Raw genomic sequence first — 22672 nt, 5'->3', positions numbered from 1 at the left:
TGCCCGTACGTACGTACCACCGCGGCCACCGGCACCACTCCGTCCCGAGAGAGAGACCTGGCACCCATGTCCTGGCTGTCCCGCCTCAGCCTCGTCCAGCGTGGGCTGATAGCGCTCATGGCACTCATCGCCATAGCCTTCGGCGCCATCGCCGTCCCGCAGCTCAAACAGCAGCTCCTGCCCTCCATCGACCTGCCCATGGTCTCGGTCATCGCGCCATACCAGGGCGCCTCGCCCGATGTGGTCGAGAAGCAGGTCGTCGAACCCCTGGAAGACAACATCCAGGGCGTGGACGGCATCACGAGCGTGAACTCGACGGCCAGCGAGGGCTCAGCCGTCCTCATGGCCCAGTTCGACTACGGCGGCAAGTCCGACCGGACCATCGCCGACGTCCAGCAGGCGGTCAACCGCGCCCGCGCCCAGCTGCCCGACGGCGTGGACCCGCAGGTCGTGGCCGGCGGCACCGACGACATCCCGACCGTCGTCCTCGCCGCCTCCGCCGCCGGGCGCGACCAGCAGTCGCTCTCCGACGCGCTGGACACCTCCGTCGTCCCCGTCCTCAAGGACATCAAGGGAGTCAGCCAGGTCACCGTGGACGGGGTGCAGGACCAGGTCGTCGCCGTCACCCCCGACGCCAGGAAGCTGGCGGCGGCGCGGCTGTCCCCGGCCGACCTGTCCAAGGCCCTCCAGGCGGGCGGCGCCTCCGTCCCGGCCGGTTCCTTCGCCGAGGACGGCAAGAGCAAGACGGTGCAGGTCGGCAACGGCTTCACCTCGATCGGGCAGATCGAGCAGCTGCGCGTGCCGGCCAAGGGCGCGGGCGGGAAGCCGGTCAGCATCGGTGAGGTCGCCGAGGTCCGGCAGGCCCCCGACCAGGCGACCTCCCTCACCCGCACCAACGGGCAGCGCAGCTTGTCCGTCTCGGTCACCATGGACACCGACGGCAGCGCGGTCGATATTTCCGACGCCGTCAAGGACAAGCTGCCCCAGCTCCGGGACGACCTGGGCAAGGGCGCCAAGCTCACCGTCGTCTCCGACCAGGGCCCGCAGGTCTCGAAGTCCATCAGCTCCCTGACGACCGAGGGCGCGCTTGGCCTGGTCTTCGCCGTCGTGGTGATCCTCGTCTTCCTGCTGTCGCTGCGCTCCACGCTGGTGACGGCGGTCTCCATCCCGCTGTCCGTGGTGCTGACGCTGATCGTGCTGTGGACCCGGGACCTGTCCCTCAACATGCTGACGCTGGGCGCCTTGACCATCGCCATCGGCCGGGTCGTGGACGACTCGATCGTGGTGCTGGAGAACATCAAGCGCCACCTCGCCTACGGCAAGGAGCGCACCACCGCCATCCTCGACGCGGTCAAGGAGGTCTCCGGCGCGATCACCGCCTCCACGCTGACGACGGTCGCCGTCTTCCTCCCGATGGCGTTCGTCGGCGGCATGGTGGGAGCGCTGTTCGGCGGCTTCGCCCTCACCATCACCGTCGCCCTGCTGGCCTCGCTGCTGGTGGCGCTGACGGTCGTGCCGGTGCTCTCGTACTGGTTCCTGCGCGCCCCCAAGGCCCTGCGAGGCCTCGACCCGGAGGAGCAGCGCCGCAGGTCCGAGGAGCAGGAGAGCCGCAGCCCGCTCCAGCGGCTGTATGTGCCGGTGCTGCGCTTCGCCACCCGGCGCCGCCTCACCAGCGTGGTGATCGCCGTGGCGGTGCTGATCGGCACCTTCGGCATGGCGCCGCTGCTGAAGACCAACTTCTTCGACCAGGGCGAGACCCAGCAGCTCTCGATCAGTCAGGAACTGCCCCCCGGCAGCAGCCTGGGCGCGGCCGACAAGCAGGCCAAGAAGGTCGAGAAGATGATCTCGGGCATCGACGGGGTCGAGGACTACCAGGTCACCGTGGGCTCCGCCGGGCTGATGGCGGCCTTCGGCGGCAGCACGGCCACCAACCAGGCGTCCTACCAGATCAAGCTGAAGGAGTCCGCCGACAGCGCCAAGGTCGAGGACGCCGTGCACGACGGGCTCGACAAGCTCGGCTCCTCCATCGGTGACACCACCGTCAACGCCGGAGACGGCTTCGGCAGCCAGGACCTGAGCGTGGTCGTCAAGGCCGGCGACGCGGATGTGCTGAAGAAAGCGTCCGAGCGGGTGCGCGCCAAGGTGGCCGAGCTGGACGACGTCACCGACGTCCAGTCCGATCTGTCCCAGTCCGTGCCGCGCGTCTCGGTCACGGCCAAGGACTCCGCCGCCCGCTACGGGCTGAACGACGCGGCGATCGGCCAGGCCGTCACCCAGGCGGTCAGCGGCACCAAGTCCGGCAAGGCGATCCTCGACGACACCGAGCGCGATGTCGTCCTCCGCTCGCCGGAGCCCGCCAAGACCGTCGCCGCCTTGAAGAAGCTGCCGCTCGGCAAGGTCACGCTGGGCAAGGTCGCCGACGTGCGCACGGTTGACGGGCCGGTGCAGATGACCCGGATCGACGGCGCCCGCGCGGCGACCATCACGGCCAAGCCGACCGGGGAGAACACCGGCGCGGTCAGCACCAAGCTCCAGTCCGAGATCAACTCGCTGGACCTGCCCAAGGGCGCCACCGCCGACATCGGCGGCCTCTCGCAGGACCAGGACGACGCGTTCAGCTCGCTGGGCCTGGCCATGCTGGCGGCCATCGCGATCGTCTTCCTGCTGCTGGTCGCGACGTTCCGCTCGCTGATCCAGCCGCTGATCCTGCTGGTCTCCATCCCCTTCGCCGCCACGGGCGCGCTCGGCCTGCTGATCCTCACCGGCACCCCGATGGGCGTCCCGGCGATGATCGGCATGCTGATGCTCATCGGGATCGTGGTGACGAACGCGATCGTGCTGATCGACCTGATCAACCAGTACCGGCGACAGGGATACGGCGTCATCGAAGCCGTCATCGAGGGCGGCAGGCACCGTCTGCGCCCCATCCTGATGACCGCGCTGGCCACGATCTGCGCGCTGACACCGATGGCGCTGGCGATCACCGGGGACGGCGGCTTCATCTCCCAGCCGCTCGCGGTCGTCGTCATCGGCGGCCTGGTCACCTCGACGCTGCTGACGCTGCTGCTGGTGCCGACGCTCTACGCGATGATCGAGCTGCGCAAGGAGCGGCGGGCGGCCAAGAAGGCCGCCAAGCGCGGGGACGGCGAGGGGGAGCCCCCGGCTCCCCGCGAGCCCGAGGTGGCGGAGTCCTCCGCCACCTCCTGAGCCGCCGGGGTCCGGCCGCACCCGTGGGGGGCCACGGCCGGACCCCGGCTTCCGCTCAGCGCTGACCGGTGCGATCCGGTGCCGACTCGCACCGGCCACCGGCCACCGGCACAGGTCAGCGGCACCGACCACCGGCACCGGTCAGCCGCACCGGTCACCGGCACCGGTCAGCGGCACCGGTCACCGGCACCGGTCAGTGGCAGCGGCACCGCTCGGCGAACATGACCTGCGGAAACGGTCAGAGGAAGGCGCCGGAGGGAATGTACGGCGCCGGGGGCCGCATCCCGCGGAAACAGAGGAAACCCTCGGCGCGCAGCTCAAGCCCCGCCGCGAGCCCCACATCCACCGCCCACTGCTGCCCGGCCGTCACATCCTGCACCTCGGCCACCACCCCCTCCTCCACTCCCAGCAGCGCGGCACTCAGCACCCGGGTGGCCAACCGCCGTGAGGTGGCGGCGAGAAGCTCCACCTTTCCCTGGTCGGTCATATAGCAGTAGCCGCTCCCCGCCAGGTCGTCCGCGACGACCAGCCGGCAGTGCCGCAGCAAGAACTCGTGGTCGGGCCCGTGTGCCCCGCCCCGCAGCCGCCGGTCGATCGAGTCGAGCAGATCGCGGTCCCGCGCCGAGCCCTCGACCGCCGCGCCCTCCGGCGTCCCGAGCCGGACTCGGTCCACCACGCCCCGCATCCGGATGGTCGGGTGCAGCTCGAAGCCCGCCTGCCGGTACACCCGCGCCGCGGCGGGGTGCCTCGAGCAGCAGATGACGCCCCGCAGGCAGGCCCGCCCGTACTCCATCGTCCGGCGCAGCAGGGCGTTGCCGACGCCCTTGCCCTGGGCGCCGGGCAGGACGACGAGCAGCGCGAGCCCCCAGGTGCCCTCGCGGATGAGGGACTGCGCGGCACCGACGGCCTGTCCCGTCTCGTCCTCGGCGATCCAGCTCCCGGCGGGGTCCGTACGCACCAGGTGCCGGATCTTCTCCTGGCTCCGGGCCCGGCGCCGGTCCGCGAGCGATTCCGAGCCGTCCTCGGAAGGCGCCTCGGAGGACGGCTCCGAGGGCGCGTCGCCCTTCAGCGCGTGGGAAGCGCCGAAGGACGCCTTCGCCACCAGATGTACGGTCTCGGCGTCTTCCTCGGTCTCCCTGACAGGCCGCAGCAGCATTCGCCGCAGGCTACGGCAGCGCCAGCATCCGTTCCAGAGCGAGCTTGGCGAACTTCTCCGTCTCGGCCTCGACCTGAATGCGGTTGACCACCGTGCCCTGGAGGAGCGACTCCAGGGCCCACACCAGGTGCGGCAGATCGATCCGGTTCATCGTCGAGCAGAAGCAGACCGTGCGGTCGAGGAAGACGATCTCCTTGCCGCCCTCGGACTCGGCGGCGAAGCGGTCGGCCAGCCGGCGCACGAGGTTCAGCTCCGTGCCGACTGCCCACTTGGAGCCGGGCGGAGCTGCTTCCAGGGCCTTGATGATGTACTCGGTCGAGCCCACCTGGTCGGCGGCGGAGACGACTTCGTGCTTGCATTCGGGGTGGACCAGCACATTCACCCCCGGTATCCGCTCGCGGACCTCGCGCACCGAATCCAGCGAGAAGCGCCCGTGCACCGAGCAGTGACCCCGCCACAAGATCATTCTGGCGTCGCGCAGTTGCTCGACCGTGAGCCCGCCGTTGGGCTTGTGCGGGTTGTAGACGACGCAGTCCTCCAGCGTCATGCCCAGCTCGCGCACCGCGGTGTTCCGCCCCAGGTGCTGGTCGGGCAGGAAGAGGACCTTCTCGCTCTCCCGGAAGGCCCAGCGCAGTGCGCGCTCGGCGTTGGAGGAGGTGCAGATCGTGCCGCCGTGCCGGCCGGTGAACGCCTTGATGTCCGCCGAGGAGTTCATGTACGAGACGGGGACGGTGACATCGGCCACCCCCGCGTCGGTCAGGACGTCCCAGCATTCGGCGACCTGCTCGGCCGTCGCCATGTCGGCCATCGAACAGCCCGCCGCCAGGTCGGGCAGCACGACCTGCTGGGCGGGGGTGGTGAGGATGTCGGCGGACTCGGCCATGAAGTGGACGCCGCAGAACACGATGTACTCGGCTTCGGGGCGTGCCGCCGCGTCTCTGGCCAGCTTGAAGGAGTCGCCCGTCACATCGGCGAACTCGATGACCTCGTCGCGCTGGTAGTGGTGGCCGAGCACGAAGACGCGGTCGCCGAGCCGCTCCTTGGCAGCCCGTGCGCGGGCCACCAGGCCGGGGTCGGAGGGGGAGGGGAGATCACCGGGGCACTCCACCCCCCGCTCGCTCTTCGGATCGGCGCCGCGGCCCAGCAGGAGCAGGGCGAGCGGGGTCGGCTGTACGTCCAGCGGCTGGGCGGTGCTCACAGGCTCCACCCCTTCTTGAGCGCCATACGACCCCATCCCTTCTGTAAGCCATACAGAAATCGCACATGCGGAACTCATCGCACGCAGACTTCTCGTCCAAGTGACGTTATTCATCATAGCGGCTTCACGTCAGTTTGACGACGGGGATCATGTCGATGTGACGCATTCCCACTCCGTCCGGCCGTGTGCGAGCATGAAGTGACGCCTCCTGGAATGAATCCGGGAAGCCGCCGGTTGAGCCGACGGTAAGCGAGCAGTCCGTACAACCCGGGAGAGAGACACATGACCGTTCAGGGCGAGACGACAGCGAGCGAAGCCGACACGTTCGAGGACGAGGGCGTCGATGTGTCGTTCGATGATCGCGCCACCCTGTCCGACAAGGACGAGGACGAGGGCGTCGATACGTCGTCCGATGGCGGCATCATCCTGTCCGACACCGCGGCCGAGAAGGTCAAGAGCCTGCTGGAGCAGGAGGGCCGTGACGACCTGGCGCTGCGCGTCGCCGTCCAGCCCGGTGGCTGCTCGGGACTGCGCTACCAGCTCTTCTTCGACGAGCGCTCGCTCGACGGCGACGTGGTCAAGGACTTCGGCGGCGTCAAGGTCGTCACCGACCGGATGAGCGCCCCCTACCTGGGCGGCGCCTCCATCGACTTCGTCGACACCATCGAGAAGCAGGGCTTCACGATCGACAACCCCAACGCCACCGGCTCCTGCGCCTGCGGCGACTCCTTCAACTGATGCCCGCGCGCTGGCCTGCGTGGCAGCGCGCGGACCGGCAGCGGCGCACGGACCGGCGGAGCGCGTCCCGGGCAGGACACGGACGCGCACCCGGCCCACGCACCCGGTACAGGACAAGGGCGGCGGACTCCCCCCACCAGGGGCCCGCCGCCCTTGTCGTCCGTGCGCTCCGAGCGCGCCCGTCAGGGCGGGCCCTCACCAGCCGGTGAGAACCGGCCGGTGCGCACGGACGTCCACCTGGGCCTCTACTTGCGGGGCAGCTTGTGGCCGTCCCGCCCGTCCACGACCTTCCGGTCGCCCAGCGCCTTGTCGAGGCGGACCTCGACGCTCTGCCGCTTGGCGATCTTGACGCAGACCTTCTTGTCGCCCTTCTTCTCCTCCGGCTCGACCGTGACCTTCACCGACGAGCCCGACTCCTCGGCCTTGGCCGTGTAGTCGTGGCACACGCCACCCCAGAAGCGCACGGTGAGGGTGCGCCCTTCGGCCTTGTACGACTCGGCCGCCTGGGTGCCGCCCTTGCCGCCGCCGGTGCCCACATCCCCCTCACCGGAGGAGGGGGCGGGGGCCGGAGGGGAGCCGGGCCGCTCGGTCTGCGAGGGTGCCGGCTGCGGCGCCCCGTGGCCCGGAGCGGCCGGATCCTCGCTGCGGGGCGTGGACTTGAGGAACCGCGGCTCGACGGCCGGGTGCGTGGCCTCCAGGTTCCCGCCCCCGCCGGGCCGCTGCACATCGAAGACCCACGCGGGTACGAGTACGGGCTTGCCGTGCGAGCGCTCCAGCGAGAGACCGAAGTCGGCCCCGCTCACCTTCGCGGGCTCGCCACCGCCCCCGTCCTTCGAGCCCCTCGACCCCTTCTGCTGGTCGGTCTTGTCGTGCTCGCCGTCCTCGCCCGCATGGTCGTCGTCGCCATCCTTGGCCGGGACGCAGTCGTCGGCCCCGTCGCGGGACTCCTTGGCGCAGGAGGGCCGCGGCCCGTGCCCGCCGGAGGACTGGCTCGCCTTGTTCATCTCATCGAGCGTGGCGGACGCGCTGAGCACCGGGTATTCGGTGCCCGCGCGCGTCTCGTTCCAATTGCCCTGCGCGCGCGTGATCTTGCCGTCCGTACCGACCACGAACGTGCTGTCCCAGCCCTGGGTCGGCAGCCCGTCCACCTTGGGGGAGACGGTGACAGTACGCGTTCCGCCCACCGCGGCTCCGGCCTTGAGCGAGGCGTCCTGGAGGTCCAGGGCCTTCAGGACCGGCCGCACCGCGTCCTTCGCCTTCTTCTCGGACACGGGCTTGCCCGACGGGGAGGGGGCGCTGTCAACCTCCGTGTCGAGTGGAACCGCGTTCACGCCCATGTACGTCCACGCGCCGCCCGAGGCGCCGCGCTCGGCGGACAGCTTGGGGCTCTTGCCTGGTTTTTCCCCGCCGACCTGCCAGCGGCCGTCCGTCACCTTCGGACTGCCCTTGATCTTCAGCGACTTGGCCAGTTCGGCCATCTCCGCCTTGGTGACCCGGTGGCCGGTGTGCCGAACGGCGGCCTTGTCGGGGCCCTTGGGCAGCTTGCCCTCGGCGCGGTATGCGCGCGGCCCCATCGGCTCACCGGCCGCGATGCCCCGGCTCTGGCTGGCGGAGGCGGCCTCGCCGTCCAGCGACAGCTTCGGGGGGCCGCCCGCCGCATCGCTGTCTCCGGAGTCGGAGGCGGCGGTGGACGCCCAGTACGCGCCACCACCGCCGGCCAACAGGACCGCGGCGGCCACGGAGAGGACCACCGGCCGCCGCCGGCGACTGAGGAGACCGGGCCGGTCCTCGGGCTCGGGGGACTGGTCTGTACTCACCGAAAACTCCTTTGGCTCCACGTGTCCATGAGGTCCGTCCCTCATGCGGGCACGGACATGGGACGGAGCCGGTGAGCGTGTGGTTCCCGGTGGCCCGCTCAGTTGCCGTACTCGGACATTCCGTCCAGGAGCCGTGCCGAGCGTGAGGGTACGCTCACCCCGTGCAACGCCCGCGGCGGAACGGCTCGTTCCCCCTCCCGTGCGGCCCGCGCGGCCGTGAAGCGCGGAGCCATCCGGGCGCAGTCGCCCCGCAGTTGCTCCATCGACTCGGGCTCGGACGCTGAAGTTGCCGTTTTCCTCATGGAGTCGAAGCTACGCACCGGGTCCACCGTCCGGAAGACCCTACTATTTGGTAGTTGTGCCCTGTTCGAGTCCGGGGGCCCAGCGGGTAGCGTAAACCCGCCTCTCCCTGTGCGCCGCGCGTACAGGGCACCTCAATGTCTCTCAGGAGCGGAATTCGTCGTGCGTATCGCAGTGAGCGGCTCCATCGCAAACGACCACCTGATGACCTTCCCGGGGCGTTTCTCCGACCAGCTGGTCGCCGACCAGCTGCACACGGTCTCGCTCTCCTTCCTCGTCGACGGCCTCGACATCCGCCGTGGCGGCGTCGGGGCCAACATCGCGTTCGGCATGGGCCAGCTGGGCGCCCGGCCGATCCTCGTCGGCGCGGCGGGGGAGGACTTCGAGGAGTACCGCGTCTGGCTCGAACGCCACGGCGTGGACACGGAGTCGGTCCGGATCTCCGAGGTGCTGCACACCGCGCGCTTCGTCTGCACCACCGACGCGGACCACAACCAGATCGGCTCCTTCTACACCGGCGCGATGAGCGAGGCCCGGCACATCGAGATCCAGCACGTCGCCGACCGCGTCGGCCCCCTCGACCTCGTCTGCATCAGCGCCGACGACCCCGAGGGCATGATCCGCCACACCGAGGAGTGCCGGACCCGGGGCATCCCGTTCGCGGCCGACTACTCGCAGCAGATCGCGCGGATGGACGGCGAGGGCATCCGCGAGCTGACCGAGGGCGCCACCTTCCTCTTCTCGAACGAGTACGAGAAGGAACTGATCGAGACCAAGACCGGCTGGAGCGACGAGGAGGTCCTCCGGAAGGTCGGCACCCGCGTCACCACCCTCGGCAAGAGGGGGGCGCGCATCGACCGGGCCGGCGAGGAGTCCATCTACGTCGGCTGCGCCGAGGAGCGCGCCAAGGCGGACCCGACCGGCGTCGGCGACGCCTTCCGCGCGGGCTTCCTCTCCGGCCTGACCTGGGGCGTCGGACTGGAGCGCGCCGCGCAGGTCGGCTGCATGCTGGCGACCCTCGTCATCGAGACGGTCGGCACCCAGGAGTACGAGCTGAAGCGCGCCCACTTCATGGAGCGCTTCACGAAGGCATACGGCCACGACGCGGCCACCGAGGTCCAGGCCCACCTGGCCTGAGCCCGGCCGCCACGTACCCCGCTCCGGCGGGCGGGCCCGGGAAGACCGGGCCCGCCCCCGAAGGGGGGGCGAGGAACCGCGCGCCCAGCGCACACCGACCCGCACTCCGCACAGCGCGGACGGGCAACCCGTGCCCGGCACCAGGAACGACGGCAACAAAGAGATCCGCCGGACACCGCATGGCCGACGCGCCCAGGTTCTGTCTCTTTGGTCAGCGTCGGGTCCGGATGAGGATGCCCGCGAGGTGGAGTGCGGCCTGGTAGGCGATCGCGAGCTTGTCGGTTCGTGTGGCCAGGCCGCGCCCCTGCTTGAGGCGGTTGATGCACCGCTCGACGGTGTTCCGCTGTTTGTATGCCTCGTTGTTGAAGCCGGGCGGACGGCGACCGGGTCGCCCTCGCCGCAGGCGGTGGCCAACCTGGTCGGACGGCTGCGGGACGACCGCACGGATGCCCCGACGCCGCAGGTGAGTGCGGATGCCACGTGAGGAATACGCGCGGTCGGCCAGAACGGTCAGGGGCCGGGTCCTGGGCCTGCCCGGCGCCCGAACGGGGCACGCGGATGCGGGACATCACCGTCTCGAAGGTGGGCGCGTCACCTGCCTGGCCTGCGGTGACGGTGAAGGCCAGGGGCCGTGCGCGGCCGTCTGCGGCCAGGTGGACCTTGGTGCTCAGCCCGCCGCGGGAGCGTCCGAGCGCGTGATCGGCGGGCTCTCCCGGGCGGGCCGCCCCCCTTTTGCGTGCTCCGGCAGCGTGCTGGTGGGCCCGCACGACCGTGGAGTCCACCGACACCGTCCGGTCGAGGTCGTCATCGGCGTCCGCTGCCGCCGGGACGGCGGCGAGGGTCGTCTCCCATGTGCCGTCGACGGCCACCTGATCAGCCGTTTGTGAGCGGTCTGGAACGAGCCGAGCCCGTCGGGAAGGTCCCGCCAGGGCGAGTTGGCGCGGTACTTCCACGCGATGGCCTCGAGCGTGCGGCGGTGGTCGGCCATCGCCGCCCCCGGACCGGATCGGCCGGCATCAGCGGCTCGATCCGGTCCCACATCGCATCGGTGATCACTGATCGGACGGACACATCCGATCAACTGACCAACCCATCAAAGAGACACGCTCTAGCCGACCCGGCGCACCCGGAACGTGGTGCCGGTGGCTTCCACCAGCGCGTGTCCCGTCATCCCGCACCAGGCCGGAATGTCCAGCCGTGCCGCCTCGTCGTCGGCGAGCACCGTCACCACGCCCCCCGGGGGCACCTGCCCGATCACCTTGGCCAGCTCGATCACCGGCACGGGGCACCGCTTCCCCAGCGCATCGACGATCACCCCGGCGTCCTCCGGGACAGTCGCCTCCGCTTCCGGGACAGTCGCCTCCGCTTCCGCGGCAGTCGTGTCCGCCTCCGGGATCTCGGTATCCGGCTCCGGAACAGGCACTTCCGGAACCGTCGGCTCCGGGTCGGCGGCCCCGGGGAGGGCGGAATCCGACTCCGCCTCTGGGCCGTCGGTATCCGGCTCCGGGGCAGCTGTCTCCGGAGCGGCGGCTTCCGGAGCAGTGGTCTCCGGGGCGGCAGCCTCCGCTTCCGAAACGGCCGCTTCCGAAACGGCCGCTTCCGAAACGGCCGCTTCTGAAACGGCCGCTTCCGAAACGGCCGCTTCCGAACCTGCCGCCTCCGGAACAGCCGTCTCCGACGCGGCGGCCTCTGGATCGGCAAGCTCCGGATCGGCGGCCTCCGGATCGGCGGCCTCCGGATCGGCGGCCTCTGGATCGGCGGCCTCCGGGGCGGCGTCGTCCGCGGAGAGCGGCGCCGCGCCCAGTCGGGCCCGCACCTGTGCGACCGCGCCGGGCAGCACCGACAAGAACCGCTCCACGTCGGACTCCGGTGTGCCCGGCGGCAGGGAGACCCGGACGTTCCCCTCCGAGAGCACGCCCATCGCCCGCAGCACATGACTGGGGGTCAGCGTGCCGGAGGTGCACGAGGAACCGGACGAGACGGAGAAGCCCGCCTCGTCCAGGGCGTGCAGCAGCGCCTCGCCATCGACATAGAGACAGGAGAACGTCACCAGGTGCGGCAGCCGCCGTACGGGGTCGCCGACGACCTCCGTGTCCGGTACCAGAGCGGGCACCCGCGCCCTGATCCGGTCGGTCACCGTCCGCAGCCGGGCCTCCTCGGCCTCCGCCTCGGCCCGTACGGCGCGCAGCGAGGCCGCGGCGGCGACGATGGCGGGGATGTTCTCGAAGCCGGGTGTCCGGCCGCTCTCGCGGTCGTCGGCTGGTCCGGGCGGCGCGAAGCGCACCCCCTTGCGGACCACGAGCAGCCCTACGCCCGCGGGCCCGCCCCACTTGTGGGCGCTCCCGGTCAGCAGCGACCAGTCGCCCGGCACGGGGCCCCAGGGCAGCGACTGCGCCGCGTCCACCAGCAGCGGAACGCCCGCCTCCGCGCAGCCGGCGGCGACTTCCTCGACCGGCTGCACGGTCCCGACCTCGTGGTTCGCCGACTGGAGGCAGGCCAGCGCGGTTCTCTTGCCGAGCGCCTCCACGTACTCCTGTGCGTCCACGCGGCCCGTGCGATCGACGCCGACCTCGCTCACAGAGCCGCCGCCCCGCTCGTGGGCCTCGGCTGCCTGTAGCACGGCCGAGTGTTCGACCGAGGAGACGATCAGCTCGCGCCCCGTTCTGTGACGTCCGGCGAGCGCCCCGGCGATGCCGGAGTGGAGCGCGTGCGTACCCGAAGCGGCGAAGGACAGTTCGTCGGGCCGGCAGCCGACCGCCTCGGCCGCGCTCTCTCGTGCCGCGTCCAGCAGCATGCGGGCCCGCCTGCCCTCCCGGTGGGGGCGCGCGGGGTCGGCCCATCCCTCGTCCAGCGCGGCCAGCAGCGCCTGCCGGGCAAGGGGATGGAGAGGCAGGGAGGAAGCGGCATCGAAAGAGGACACGCCCGAACGCTACCTTTACGAGTGACCCTTTCAGGTCCGGCTTCCCCGGACGGGACGTCGCCAAGAGCCGCCATGGGGGCGGCTGGTCCTCCGTGCGGGTGTGCCGCGAGGGGCGCGAGGACACCCGCAGGGGTACGTGAAGATCGCCCGCAGGGGGTACGGCCCAGGGTGCTGAACCGCAGCCTCCGGATCGTCAGAAGTCCGGTACCAGCGCGGCCTTCCAACCCATTGGGGTGGGACGCGGCGCGTTACGCCCCCTCCCCGCGCGACCCCAAATGGCGTCGGCTAGGGTTTGGTCCGCATAAACATCCAAACCCCTGCCCGCGCATGGGCCGGCGCCCGACCACGTAAGAGGGCCGCGCCCGACCGACGCGGGCGAGACTCTCGGGAAGGCGCTACGTGAGTCCCAACGGCTCCGACCTCCCCCACGCCCCGGAGGGCGCGGGCGGTACCCCCATGCCGCGGCGCCCGATGCTGCGAAAATTGCAGCAGGCGCTGGCCGCGGGCTTGGTCCTGGCGACCGCGACCGGTTGCACATCAAAGGACTTCCCCCGCCTTGGAATGCCCACCCCGGTAACGGACGAGGCCCCGCGGATCCTCTCCCTGTGGCAGGGCTCCTGGGCGGCTGCGCTCGCTGTGGGCGTGCTGGTATGGGGCCTGATCCTGTGGAGCGTCATCTTCCACCGGCGGTCCAGGTCCAAGGTCGAGGTCCCTCCGCAGACCCGGTACAACATGCCCATCGAGGCGCTGTACACGGTGGTCCCGATCATCATCATCGCGGTGCTCTTCTACTTCACCGCGCGCGATGAGACCAAGCTTCTGGCCACCTCGTCGAAGCCCACGCACGTGGTCAACGTCGTCGGCTACCAGTGGAGCTGGGGCTTCAACTACGTCGAGAACGTGGACGGTGACGCCAAGACGGACGTCAACACCGACCACGCCCTCGACAAGGAGCTGAAGGCCATCCCGGACCGGATGACCAAGGGCTTCCCGCAGGGCGCGGAGGGTGTCTACGACGTCGGCACTCCCGGCGAGCGGAACCCGCAGAACAACAACCCGGGCCCGACGCTGTGGCTGCCCAAGGGCGAGAAGGTCCAGTTCATCCTGACCTCCCGCGACGTCATCCACTCGTTCTGGGTGCTGCCGTTCCTCATGAAGCAGGACGTCATCCCGGGCCACGTCAACCGCTTCGAGGTGACTCCCAACCGGGAGGGCACCTTCAGGGGCAAGTGTGCCGAGCTGTGCGGCGTCGACCACTCCCGGATGCTCTTCAACGTGAAGGTCGTCTCCCCGGAGCGCTACCAAAAGCACCTGGAGGAGCTGGCGAAGAAGGGCCAGACCGGATACATCCCGGCGGGTACCGCCAGCACCGGTGACGCCAAGAATGCGGAGACGAATAACCCGTGAGCATCCTCAACGAATCCCAGGGTGCCGCCACAGCCACGGCCGAGGCAGCACCGCCGGCACGCCGTAAGAGCCCCGGAAACGTCGTCGTCTCGTGGCTGACGACGACGGACCACAAGGTCATCGGCAGTCTGTACCTGATCACGTCGTTCGTGTTCTTCATCATCGGCGGCGTGATGGCACTCCTCATGCGCGCCGAGCTGGCCCGCCCCGGCATGCAGTTGCTGTCGAACGAGCAGTTCAACCAGGCGTTCACCATGCATGGCACGATCATGCTGCTGATGTTCGCCACCCCGCTGTTCAACGGCTTCGCGAACTGGATCATGCCGCTCCAGATCGGGTCTCCCGATGTGGCCTTCCCGCGGCTGAACATGTTCGCGTACTGGCTCTACCTCTTCGGCTCGCTCATCGCCGTCGGCGGCTTCCTCACCCCGCAGGGCGCCGCCGACTTCGGCTGGTTCGCCTACTCGCCGCTCTCCGACGCGGTGCGGTCGCCGGGTGTCGGCGCCGATATGTGGATCATGGGTCTGGCCCTCTCGGGCTTCGGCACGATCCTCGGTTCGGTCAACTTCATCACCACCATCATCTGCATGCGCGCTCCCGGCATGACGATGTTCCGCATGCCGATCTTCACCTGGAACGTGCTCCTCACCGGTGTGCTGGTGCTGCTGGCCTTCCCGGTGCTGGCCGCCGCGCTGTTCGCCCTGGAGGCGGACCGAAAATTCGGGGCACATGTCTTCGACGCGGCGAACGGAGGGGCGTTGCTATGGCAGCACCTCTTCTGGTTCTTCGGCCATCCAGAGGTCTATATCATCGCGCTGCCGTTCTTCGGCATCGTCTCCGAAGTCATTCCGGTCTTCAGCCGCAAGCCGATGTTCGGCTACATCGGGCTGGTCGCCGCCACCATTTCCATCGCCGGCCTTTCGGTGACGGTCTGGGCGCATCACATGTACGTCACAGGCGGCGTGCTCTTGCCCTTCTTCTCCTTCATGACCTTCTTGATCGCGGTGCCGACGGGCGTGAAGTTCTTCAACTGGATCGGCACCATGTGGAAGGGCTCGCTGTCCTTCGAGACACCGATGCTGTGGACCATCGGATTCCTCATCACCTTCCTCTTCGGTGGTCTGACGGGCGTCATTCTGGCTTCGCCGCCGATGGACTTCCACGTTTCCGACTCGTACTTCGTCGTCGCGCACTTCCACTACGTCGTCTTCGGCACCGTGGTGTTCGCGATGTTCGCCGGATTCCACTTCTGGTGGCCGAAGTTCACTGGCAAGATGCTGGACGAACGGCTCGGGAAGATCACCTTCTGGACTCTGTTCATCGGCTTCCACGGCACCTTCCTCGTGCAGCACTGGCTGGGTGCCGAGGGCATGCCGCGCCGGTACGCCGACTACCTGGCGGCCGACGGCTTCACCGCGCTGAACACCGTCTCCACGATCAGCTCGTTCCTGCTGGGCATGTCGATGCTGCCGTTCTTCTACAACGTGTGGAAGACGCACAAGTACGGCAAGAAGGTCGAGGTGGACGACCCGTGGGGCTACGGCCGTTCACTCGAATGGGCGACCAGCTGCCCGCCGCCGCGGCACAATTTCCTCACGCTGCCGCGCATCCGCTCCGAATCCCCCGCCTTCGATCTGCATCACCCTGAGATCTCCGCTCTCGACCAGATCGAGAACGTGGACTCGGACGAGAAGGCGCTGGCCGGCAGCAAGGAGGCCGGGAAGTGAAGATCCAGGGCAAGATGTTCCTCGGGCTGGCGGTCTTCCTGCTGGCTGTGGCCATCGTCTACGGCCTGTGGTCGAAGGAGCCCGTGGGCACCACGGGCCTCTTCCTGGCCTTCGGCCTGTCGATCATGATCGGCTACTACCTGGCGTTCACGGCGCGCCGGGTGGACACCGGAGCGCAGGACAACAAGCAGGCGGACGTCGCGGACGACGCCGGTGAGCTGGGCTTCTTCAGCCCGCACAGCTGGCAGCCGCTGCTGCTCGGCCTCGGCGGCGCCTTCGCCTTCCTGGGCGTGGCCCTGGGCTGGTGGCTCGTGTACGTCTCGGCGCCGCTGCTGCTGATCGCCCTGTTCGGCTGGGTCTTCGAGTACTACCACGGGGAGAGCCGCACCCAGTAGGCACCTCGGCAGCGAAAAAGCAAGGGTCGGCCCCCCGACACTCCGGGGGGCCGACCCATTTGCAGGTATCCGGCGAGCCCGAATTGACGATTATTCATATTTTGGGCCCATGAGCGACAAGCCGGATTCCGTGCACCCCGGGGCCACGCCCCTTGGGGCCCCCAGCACCCCCAGACCCCCCGTCCGACGCGACCGGCGCAAGGTGGTGAAGAGCTGCGCACTGCTGCTGGCGCCCCTGACCATGGGGCTCGCCGCCTGCGGCACCAGCGGTAACAGCAGCTCGGACCCGCTCGCCTCCTCTCCCTACGACGCCACGGACGCCGTGGCCGTCAACGCAGGGGCCGACAGCCAGGACGTCGATCCCGACAAGCCGCTTGAGGTCACGGCCGAGAGCGGCGAGGACAAGATCACCGACGTGTTCGCCACCGACGGCGCCGGGCGTGTCCTGCCCGGCGAGCTGTCGGCCGACAGCAAACACTGGCGCAGCACCGGCCCCCTGGCCGCGGGCGTGCGCTACAACCTCCAGGTCAGCACCGAGAACGACGAAGGCGCCCCGGGGCGCCGCACGGTCCACTTCAAGACCAAGCCCAAGGGCAAACACCTCAACGTCAAGCTCGGCCCGGACAACGGCACCTACGGCGTCGGGCAGCCCCTCACGGCCGAGCTGAGCCGGCGCGTCAAGAGCCGGAAGCAGCGCGAGATCATCGAACGTGCGCTGCGGGTCAAGTCCACGCCCCATGTGGAGGGCTCCTGGCACTGGGTGAACAGCAAGGAGCTGCACTTCCGGCCCCGCACCTACTGGCCGGCGCACGCCTCCATCACCCTCACCTCCGCGCTCAAGGGCCTGAAGCTGCACAAGGGGCTCTACGGGGGCTCCGCCACACCCGTTCGGATGAAGACGGGCGACAGGATAGAGGCGATAGCCGACGCCTCGTCGCTGGTGATGAACGTCAAGAAGAACGGCAGGACCGTCCACTCCATGCCGATCACCACGGGCAAGGCGGGCTACGAGACCCGCAACGGCATCAAGGTGATCCTCGCCAAGGAGTCGTTCGTACGGATGACCAGCGCCAGCATCGGCGCCTCCGACTTCTACGACCTGCCGGTCTACTGGGCCACCCGGCTCACCGACAGCGGCGAGTACGTGCATGGCGCCCCCTGGTCGGTCGGTTCCCAGGGCGTCTCGAACACCAGCCACGGATGTACCGGCATGAGCAGCGGGAACGCGCGCTGGTTCTTCGAAAACGTCCGCCAGGGCGACATAGTCCAGCACGTCAACACCGCGGGCGAGAACATGGCGCCCTTCGGCAACGGCTTCGGGGACTGGAACCTGAACTGGAAGCAGTGGCGCAAGGGCAGCACCGTCAACACCGCCAAGTACGACGACAGCGGCCCCGCCGACGCCGCACGGCTGCGGCCCGAGGTGTGAGCCACGCGCGGCAGCCGGACCCGAAGGTATGAGCGAATCCGTGACCTGTGAGCACTACCGCACACGACGGGTCCGGGACGCGATGCGCGTCCCGGACCCGTCGTTCGTGGGGGCCGCCGTCCGGAGGCGTACTCGGGTGGGGCTCAGCCGGGGCTCAGATGCTCCTCGGACGGAGCTGGGGCAGACTCAGGCGGGGGTCAGCCGGTCCCCGGCACCGGCGCGCAGCAGGCCCGCCAGCGCGTCCGCCAGCGCCACCGGATCGACCGGGTGCGCGACCGTGGCCTCCGCCCTGCTCCAAGTCGCCAGCCAGGCGTCCTGGGGGCGGCCGATCAGCAGCAGTACCGGCGGGCAGGCGAAGACCTCGTCCTTGATCTGGCGGCACACGCCCATCCCGCCGGCCGGAGCGGTCTCGCCGTCCAGCACGCACACGTCGATGTGCCGCTCCTGGAGGGCCTCCAGGACCGCGGGCAGGGTGGCGCACTCCAGATACTCGACCGAGGGCGCGTCGGGCGCGGGCCTGCGGCCGGCTGCGAGCCGGACCTGCTCGCGGGTGTTGGCGTCGTCGCTGTAGACCAGCACCGTGGCGGTCGGCTGCATTGTTCCTCCGCGTTCGGATCGGGTGGATCGCTGGTGTCACCGTGGGACGCAGGTGGCGCCGCTGGGATGCTACTCCTTCCGACGCACCGTCAACACCGGTCTGCACGGCCCGATGCTGCGCCGAATGAGCAGGACAGGACGGCGCGCAGGGGGCTGACACACCGAACGGGACCCCCCGAAGTGAGGCCGGGATAAGCGACCGACATAATGTCGGTCGTGGCGACAGCAACAGCAGTAGAAACCGGGCACGCGCACCCATCGGTCAACCGGCCGAACCTCACCAGCGTCGGAACCATCATTTGGCTGAGTTCCGAGCTGATGTTCTTCGCGGCCCTCTTCGCGATGTACTTCACCCTGCGATCGGTGACGGGCGCCGACTACTGGAAGGAGCACGCAGATGCGCTGAACCTTCCGTTCTCGGCGACGAACACCACGATCCTGGTGCTTTCCTCCCTGACCTGTCAGCTCGGCGTGTTCGCTGCCGAACGCGGGGACGTGAAGAAGCTCCGGGCGTGGTTCATCGTCACCTTCATGATGGGTGCGATCTTTATCGGCGGCCAGGTCTTCGAATACACGGAGCTGGTGAAGGAGGGCACGTCGCTCTCCTCAAGTCCGTACGGATCGGTGTTCTACCTGACCACCGGGTTCCACGGGATGCACGTGACGGGCGGGCTCATCGCCTTCCTGTTCGTCCTGGGGCGGACCTACGCGGCCAAGCGGTTCACACACCACCAGGCCACCGCTGCCATCGTCGTGTCCTACTACTGGCACTTCGTCGATGTCGTCTGGATCGGCCTCTTCGCCACGATCTACCTGATCAGGTAACCGTTCGGGCCGCGGCCCGGCCGAGTGCCGTACCGCGACACACGGACATACGTCCAGACCCAGCATCGACGCAGAAGATCCTGACACCGGGGTAATCCGTGAAAAAGCTCTCCGCACGACGGCGCCATCCGCTGGCGGCGCTCGTCGTTCTACTCTTCGCGCTGGCGGCCACCGGGGGGCTGTACACCGCGTTCGCTCCTGCGGGTGAGGCCAAGGCCGAGCAGGAGTCGAGTCAGTCCCTCGCCATCGAGGAGGGCAAGAAGCTCTACGCCACCGGCTGCTCCAGCTGCCACGGAACCGGCGGCCAGGGGACCAGCGATGGTCCGAGCCTGGTCGGTGTCGGGGCCGCGGCGGTGGACTTCCAGGTCGGCACCGGCCGGATGCCGGCCCAGCAGCCGGGTGCCCAGGTGCCCAAGAAGAAGAAGATCTACGACCAGGACGAGACGAACCAGCTCGCCGCGTACGTCGCCTCCCTGGGCTCGGGCCCGAGCCAGCCCACCAAGAAGATGTACGACCCGAGCGGGGCGGACCTCGCCAACGGCGGTGAGCTGTTCCGTACGAACTGCGCCCAGTGCCACAACTTCACCGGTGAAGGCGGCGCGCTCACGCACGGCAAGTTCGCTCCCGACCTGGGCGATGTCGATCCGAAGCACATCTACGAGGCCATGCAGACCGGCCCGCAGAACATGCCCTCCTTCACCGACGGCGCGCTGCCCGAGAAGGACAAGCGCGACATCGTCGCCTACGTGAAGGAAGTCAACAGCGACAAGTCGGAGAGCCCCGGCGGGTTCAAGCTCGGTGGCTTCGGCCCCGTCAGTGAGGGCATGTTCGCCTGGATCTTCGGCCTCGGTGCGATGATCGCCACCGCTGTCTGGGTCGCCGCTCGGACCGCAAAGGCCAAGAAGTCATGAGTAGCCAGACTGGACCACACGAGAACGTGTCAGACGAGAACCTGCCCAGTGCGCAGGAAAAAGCCCATGGCGCGGTAGCGGTCAAGGATGATCCGTTCGCCGACCCCGGCCTGCCCCCCCATGAGCACCGCATCCAGGACATCGACGAGGGGGCGGCCAGGCGCTCCGAGCGCGTCGTCGCCTTCCTCTTCACGCTGTCCATGCTGGCCACGGTGGCTTTCATCGCCTCCTTCGTGGCCTTCCCGATCGACAAGATCATTTATGTCTGGCCGCTGGGGCACATCAGCGCGCTGAACCTCGCGCTGGGCCTCACTCTCGGCGTGGCCCTCTTCTGCATCGGCGCCGGCGCGGTCCACTGGGCCCGCACGCTGATGTCCGACGAGGAGATGATCGACGAGCGGCACGCGGTCGCGGCCGAGCCGGAGGTGCGCGAGAAGGTCCTCGCGGACTTCAAGCAGGGCGCGAAGGAGTCGGCGCTCGGGCGGCGGAAGCTGATCCGCAACACGATGTTCGGAGCCGTGGCCCTGGTGCCGCTCTCCGGCGTCGTCCTGCTGCGCGACCTGGGCCCGCTGCCCGAGGACAAGCTGCGGCACACCGCGTGGAAAAAGGGCAAGCTCCTGGTGAATGAGAACACCAACGAGCCCCTGCGTCCCGAGGACATCGCCGTCGGCTCGCTGACCTTCGCCCGCCCCGAGGGGCTGGAGCACCACGACGAGGATTTCCAGAACGAGATCGCGAAGGCGGCCTTGATGCTCGTCCGGCTGGAGCCGAAGGACATCAAGGACAAGCGCGAGCTGGACTGGTCCCACGAGGGGATCGTCGCCTACTCGAAGATCTGCACGCACGTCGGCTGCCCCGTCAGCCTCTACGAGCAGCAGACCCACCATGTGCTGTGCCCGTGCCACCAGTCGACGTTCGACCTGTCCGACGGTGCGCGCGTGCTCTTCGGGCCCGCCGGCCACCCGCTGCCACAGCTGAACATCAGCGTCAACAAGGACGGCTACCTCGAAGCGCAGGGCGACTTCGCGGAGCCCGTCGGTCCGGCCTTCTGGGAGCGCGGATGAGTACTGCAACGGAAACCCCGAGCAGCTCTGCTGCTGCGGGAAAGAAGAAGGCGCCCGCGGGTGAGCGGGTTGCCGACTGGGCCGACGGACGGCTGGGGATCTACAGCCTCGCCAAGGCCAACATGCGCAAGATCTTCCCGGACCACTGGTCCTTCATGCTGGGCGAGGTCGCGCTCTACAGCTTCATCATCATCATCCTGACCGGTGTCTATCTGACGCTGTTCTTCCACCCGTCGATGAACGAGGTGGAGTACCACGGCCCCTACACGCCGTTGCAGGGTGTCCAGATGTCCGAGGCGTTCGCCTCGACACTGGACATCAGCTTCGATGTGCGCGGTGGTCTGCTGGTGCGGCAGATCCACCACTGGGCGGCGCTGATCTTCCTCGCGGCGATGTTCGTGCACATGATGCGCGTCTTCTTCACGGGCGCCTTCCGCAAGCCGCGCGAGGTCAACTGGCTGTTCGGCTTCCTGCTGTTCTTCCTGGGCATGTTCACCGGTTTCACCGGCTACTCGCTCCCGGACGACCTGCTGTCCGGCACCGGTGTCCGCTTCATGGAGGGCGCTATCTTGTCCGTGCCGATCGTCGGCACGTACATCTCGATGTTCCTGTTCGGCGGGGAGTTCCCCGGGCACGACTTCGTGGCGCGGTTCTACTCGATCCACATCCTGCTGCTGCCCGGCATCATGCTGGGCCTGCTGGTGGCGCACCTGATCCTGGTCTTCTACCACAAGCACACGCAGTTCGCGGGCCCCGGACGGACCAACAAGAACGTCGTCGGCATGCCGCTGCTGCCGGTGTACATGGCCAAGGCCGGCGGGTTCTTCTTCCTGGTCTTCGGCGTGATCGCGGCCATCTCCGCGCTGTTCACGATCAACCCGATCTGGGTGCTCGGGCCCTACCGGCCCGACCAGGTGTCCACCAACGCGCAGCCCGACTGGTACATGGGCTTCCCCGAGGGCCTCATCCGGTTCATGCCCGGCTGGGAGATCAACCTGTGGGGCCACACCCTTGTACTGGGTGTGTTCATCCCGCTGCTGATCCTGCCAGTGGTGCTCGGGGCGATCGCGCTCTATCCGTTCATCGAGTCCTGGGTCACCGGGGACAAGCGCGAGCACCACATCGCCGACCGGCCGCGGAACGCGCCGACCCGTACGGGCTTCGGCGCCGCGTGGATCGCCTGGTACTTCGTCCTGCTGGTGGGCGGCGGCAACGACTTGTGGGCCACGCACTTCCACTTGTCGATCAACGCCATCACCTATTTCGTGCGGGTCGCGTTCTTCGTCGTGCCGGTGATCGTCTTCATCATCACCAAGCGCATCTGCCTCGGCCTCCAGCGCAGGGACCGCGACAAGGTGCTGCACGGGCGTGAGAGCGGCACCATCAAGCGGCTGCCGCACGGTGAATTCGTGGAGATCCACGAGCCGCTCTCGCAGGAGCAGCTGCACACGCTCACCGCGCACGAGCAGTACAAGCCGGCCGAGATCGGACCGGAGACCGACGAGAACGGCGTCGAGCGGAAGCTCTCGCGCGGGCAGAAGATGCGCGCGCGGCTCTCGAAGGGGTACTACGGCGAGGCGGGGCAGATTCCCAAGCCGACGCGCGAGGAGTACCGCGAGGTCGAGAGCGGTCACGGCCACCACTGAGACGCGCGCACTGGCGCTTGACCGAAGCCGCCACAACCGGAGGGGCTCGCGGGGTTTTCCCCGCGGGCCCCTCCGGCGTTCTCCGGACCCGGCCCCGCGCGGTCCTGCCCGGCCCCGCGCGGTCCTGCCCGGCCGCGTGCGGTCCTGCCGGGCGGCGTACGGGCCCTGGTCCGGCCGGTGACCGTGGCCGGGCCGCTC

16 protein-coding genes and 1 pseudogene are annotated in these 22672 nt (G+C 69.1%); 11 read left to right on the top strand and 6 right to left on the bottom strand.

Translation table 11 applies throughout. The features are described 5' to 3' along the window. The first annotated feature begins 66 nt into the window (after nt 1-66). The gene (locus tag ABD339_RS06020) at nt 67-3207 is read left to right on the top strand and encodes an efflux RND transporter permease subunit (protein ID WP_344562891.1); all 3141 of its coding nucleotides are present in this window, start codon (nt 67-69) and stop codon (nt 3205-3207) included. 238 nt (nt 3208-3445) lie between these two features. Here ABD339_RS06020 and ABD339_RS06015 read toward each other — a convergent pair whose 3' ends face one another. Then, nucleotides 3446-4363: a GNAT family N-acetyltransferase gene (locus tag ABD339_RS06015; RefSeq protein WP_344562889.1), complete on the bottom strand. Its 918-nt coding sequence runs from the start codon at nt 4361-4363 to the stop codon at nt 3446-3448. 10 nt (nt 4364-4373) lie between these two features. Beyond that, complete coding sequence (gene nadA, locus ABD339_RS06010) at nt 4374-5570, bottom strand: quinolinate synthase NadA (protein WP_344562887.1); 1197 nt, start codon at nt 5568-5570, stop codon at nt 4374-4376. Between the two features lie 360 nt (nt 5571-5930). Here nadA and ABD339_RS06005 point away from each other — a divergent pair, with 360 nt between their 5' ends. Continuing rightward, nucleotides 5931-6299 carry a HesB/IscA family protein gene (locus ABD339_RS06005; protein WP_425575907.1) on the top strand — a complete coding sequence of 123 codons (369 nt, stop codon included), beginning with the start codon at nt 5931-5933 and terminating at the stop codon, nt 6297-6299. Between the two features lie 245 nt (nt 6300-6544). On the opposite strand, the gene ABD339_RS06000 is transcribed toward ABD339_RS06005, so the two are convergent. Beyond that, entirely contained in the window at nt 6545-8116 is a 1572-nt protein-coding gene (locus ABD339_RS06000) for a hypothetical protein (protein WP_344562883.1), read from the bottom strand. Between the two features lie 462 nt (nt 8117-8578). On the opposite strand from ABD339_RS06000, the gene ABD339_RS05995 reads away from it, so the two are divergent. Beyond that, on the top strand, nt 8579-9553 hold the full coding sequence (locus ABD339_RS05995) for a carbohydrate kinase family protein (protein ID WP_344562881.1): 975 nt from the start codon (nt 8579-8581) through the stop codon (nt 9551-9553). 211 nt (nt 9554-9764) lie between these two features. Here ABD339_RS05995 and ABD339_RS05990 read toward each other — a convergent pair. Continuing rightward, a pseudogene (locus ABD339_RS05990) lies at nt 9765-10624 on the bottom strand (IS5 family transposase). 37 nt (nt 10625-10661) lie between these two features. Then, nucleotides 10662-12473, bottom strand: coding sequence for a cysteine desulfurase/sulfurtransferase TusA family protein (locus tag ABD339_RS05985; protein ID WP_344562879.1), 1812 nt, complete (start codon nt 12471-12473; stop codon nt 10662-10664). A gap of 399 nt (nt 12474-12872) precedes the next feature. On the opposite strand from ABD339_RS05985, the gene ctaC reads away from it, so the two are divergent. The 4 genes from ctaC to ABD339_RS05965 all read left to right on the top strand — a co-directional run bounded on the left by ctaC (nt 12873) and on the right by ABD339_RS05965 (nt 17431). Next, nucleotides 12873-13880 carry an aa3-type cytochrome oxidase subunit II gene (gene ctaC, locus ABD339_RS05980; RefSeq protein ID WP_344562877.1) on the top strand — a complete coding sequence of 336 codons (1008 nt, stop codon included), beginning with the start codon at nt 12873-12875 and terminating at the stop codon, nt 13878-13880. Continuing rightward, nucleotides 13877-15607, top strand: a complete 1731-nt coding sequence (ctaD, locus tag ABD339_RS05975) for an aa3-type cytochrome oxidase subunit I (protein ID WP_344562875.1) — start codon at nt 13877-13879, stop codon at nt 15605-15607. The genes ctaC and ctaD overlap by 4 nt, the downstream gene beginning before the upstream one ends. Beyond that, a complete protein-coding gene (locus ABD339_RS05970; protein ID WP_344562873.1) occupies nt 15604-16002 on the top strand; it encodes a cytochrome c oxidase subunit 4 in 399 nt (132 codons plus the stop codon). Before ctaD ends, ABD339_RS05970 begins: the two co-directional genes overlap by 4 nt. A 109-nt stretch (nt 16003-16111) precedes the next feature. Then, complete coding sequence (locus ABD339_RS05965) at nt 16112-17431, top strand: L,D-transpeptidase (protein ID WP_344562871.1); 1320 nt, start codon at nt 16112-16114, stop codon at nt 17429-17431. A gap of 186 nt (nt 17432-17617) precedes the next feature. Here ABD339_RS05965 and ABD339_RS05960 read toward each other — a convergent pair whose 3' ends face one another. Continuing rightward, nucleotides 17618-18028: a hypothetical protein gene (locus tag ABD339_RS05960; protein WP_344562869.1), complete on the bottom strand. Its 411-nt coding sequence runs from the start codon at nt 18026-18028 to the stop codon at nt 17618-17620. A 207-nt stretch (nt 18029-18235) separates the two neighbouring features. Between ABD339_RS05960 and ctaE the strand changes: the two genes are divergently transcribed. The 4 genes from ctaE (at nt 18236) to qcrB (ending at nt 22474) form a co-directional block, all read left to right on the top strand. Beyond that, entirely contained in the window at nt 18236-18853 is a 618-nt protein-coding gene (ctaE, locus tag ABD339_RS05955) for an aa3-type cytochrome oxidase subunit III (protein WP_344562867.1), read from the top strand. A gap of 98 nt (nt 18854-18951) precedes the next feature. Continuing rightward, entirely contained in the window at nt 18952-19764 is an 813-nt protein-coding gene (gene qcrC, locus ABD339_RS05950) for a cytochrome bc1 complex diheme cytochrome c subunit (RefSeq protein ID WP_344562865.1), read from the top strand. Continuing rightward, the gene (qcrA, locus tag ABD339_RS05945; RefSeq protein ID WP_344562864.1) at nt 19761-20828 is read left to right on the top strand and encodes a cytochrome bc1 complex Rieske iron-sulfur subunit; all 1068 of its coding nucleotides are present in this window, start codon (nt 19761-19763) and stop codon (nt 20826-20828) included. The genes qcrC and qcrA overlap by 4 nt, the downstream gene beginning before the upstream one ends. Next, complete coding sequence (gene qcrB / locus ABD339_RS05940) at nt 20825-22474, top strand: cytochrome bc1 complex cytochrome b subunit (protein ID WP_344562863.1); 1650 nt, start codon at nt 20825-20827, stop codon at nt 22472-22474. The genes qcrA and qcrB overlap by 4 nt, the downstream gene beginning before the upstream one ends. Nucleotides 22475-22672 lie beyond the last annotated feature (198 nt).

Origin of the sequence: Streptomyces axinellae (assembly GCF_039532135.1) — a bacterium.
GTDB lineage: Bacteria > Actinomycetota > Actinomycetes > Streptomycetales > Streptomycetaceae > Streptomyces > Streptomyces axinellae.
The sequence above is the reverse complement of the archived record's forward strand: the minus strand, read 5'-3'. Positions and strand labels throughout refer to the sequence as shown.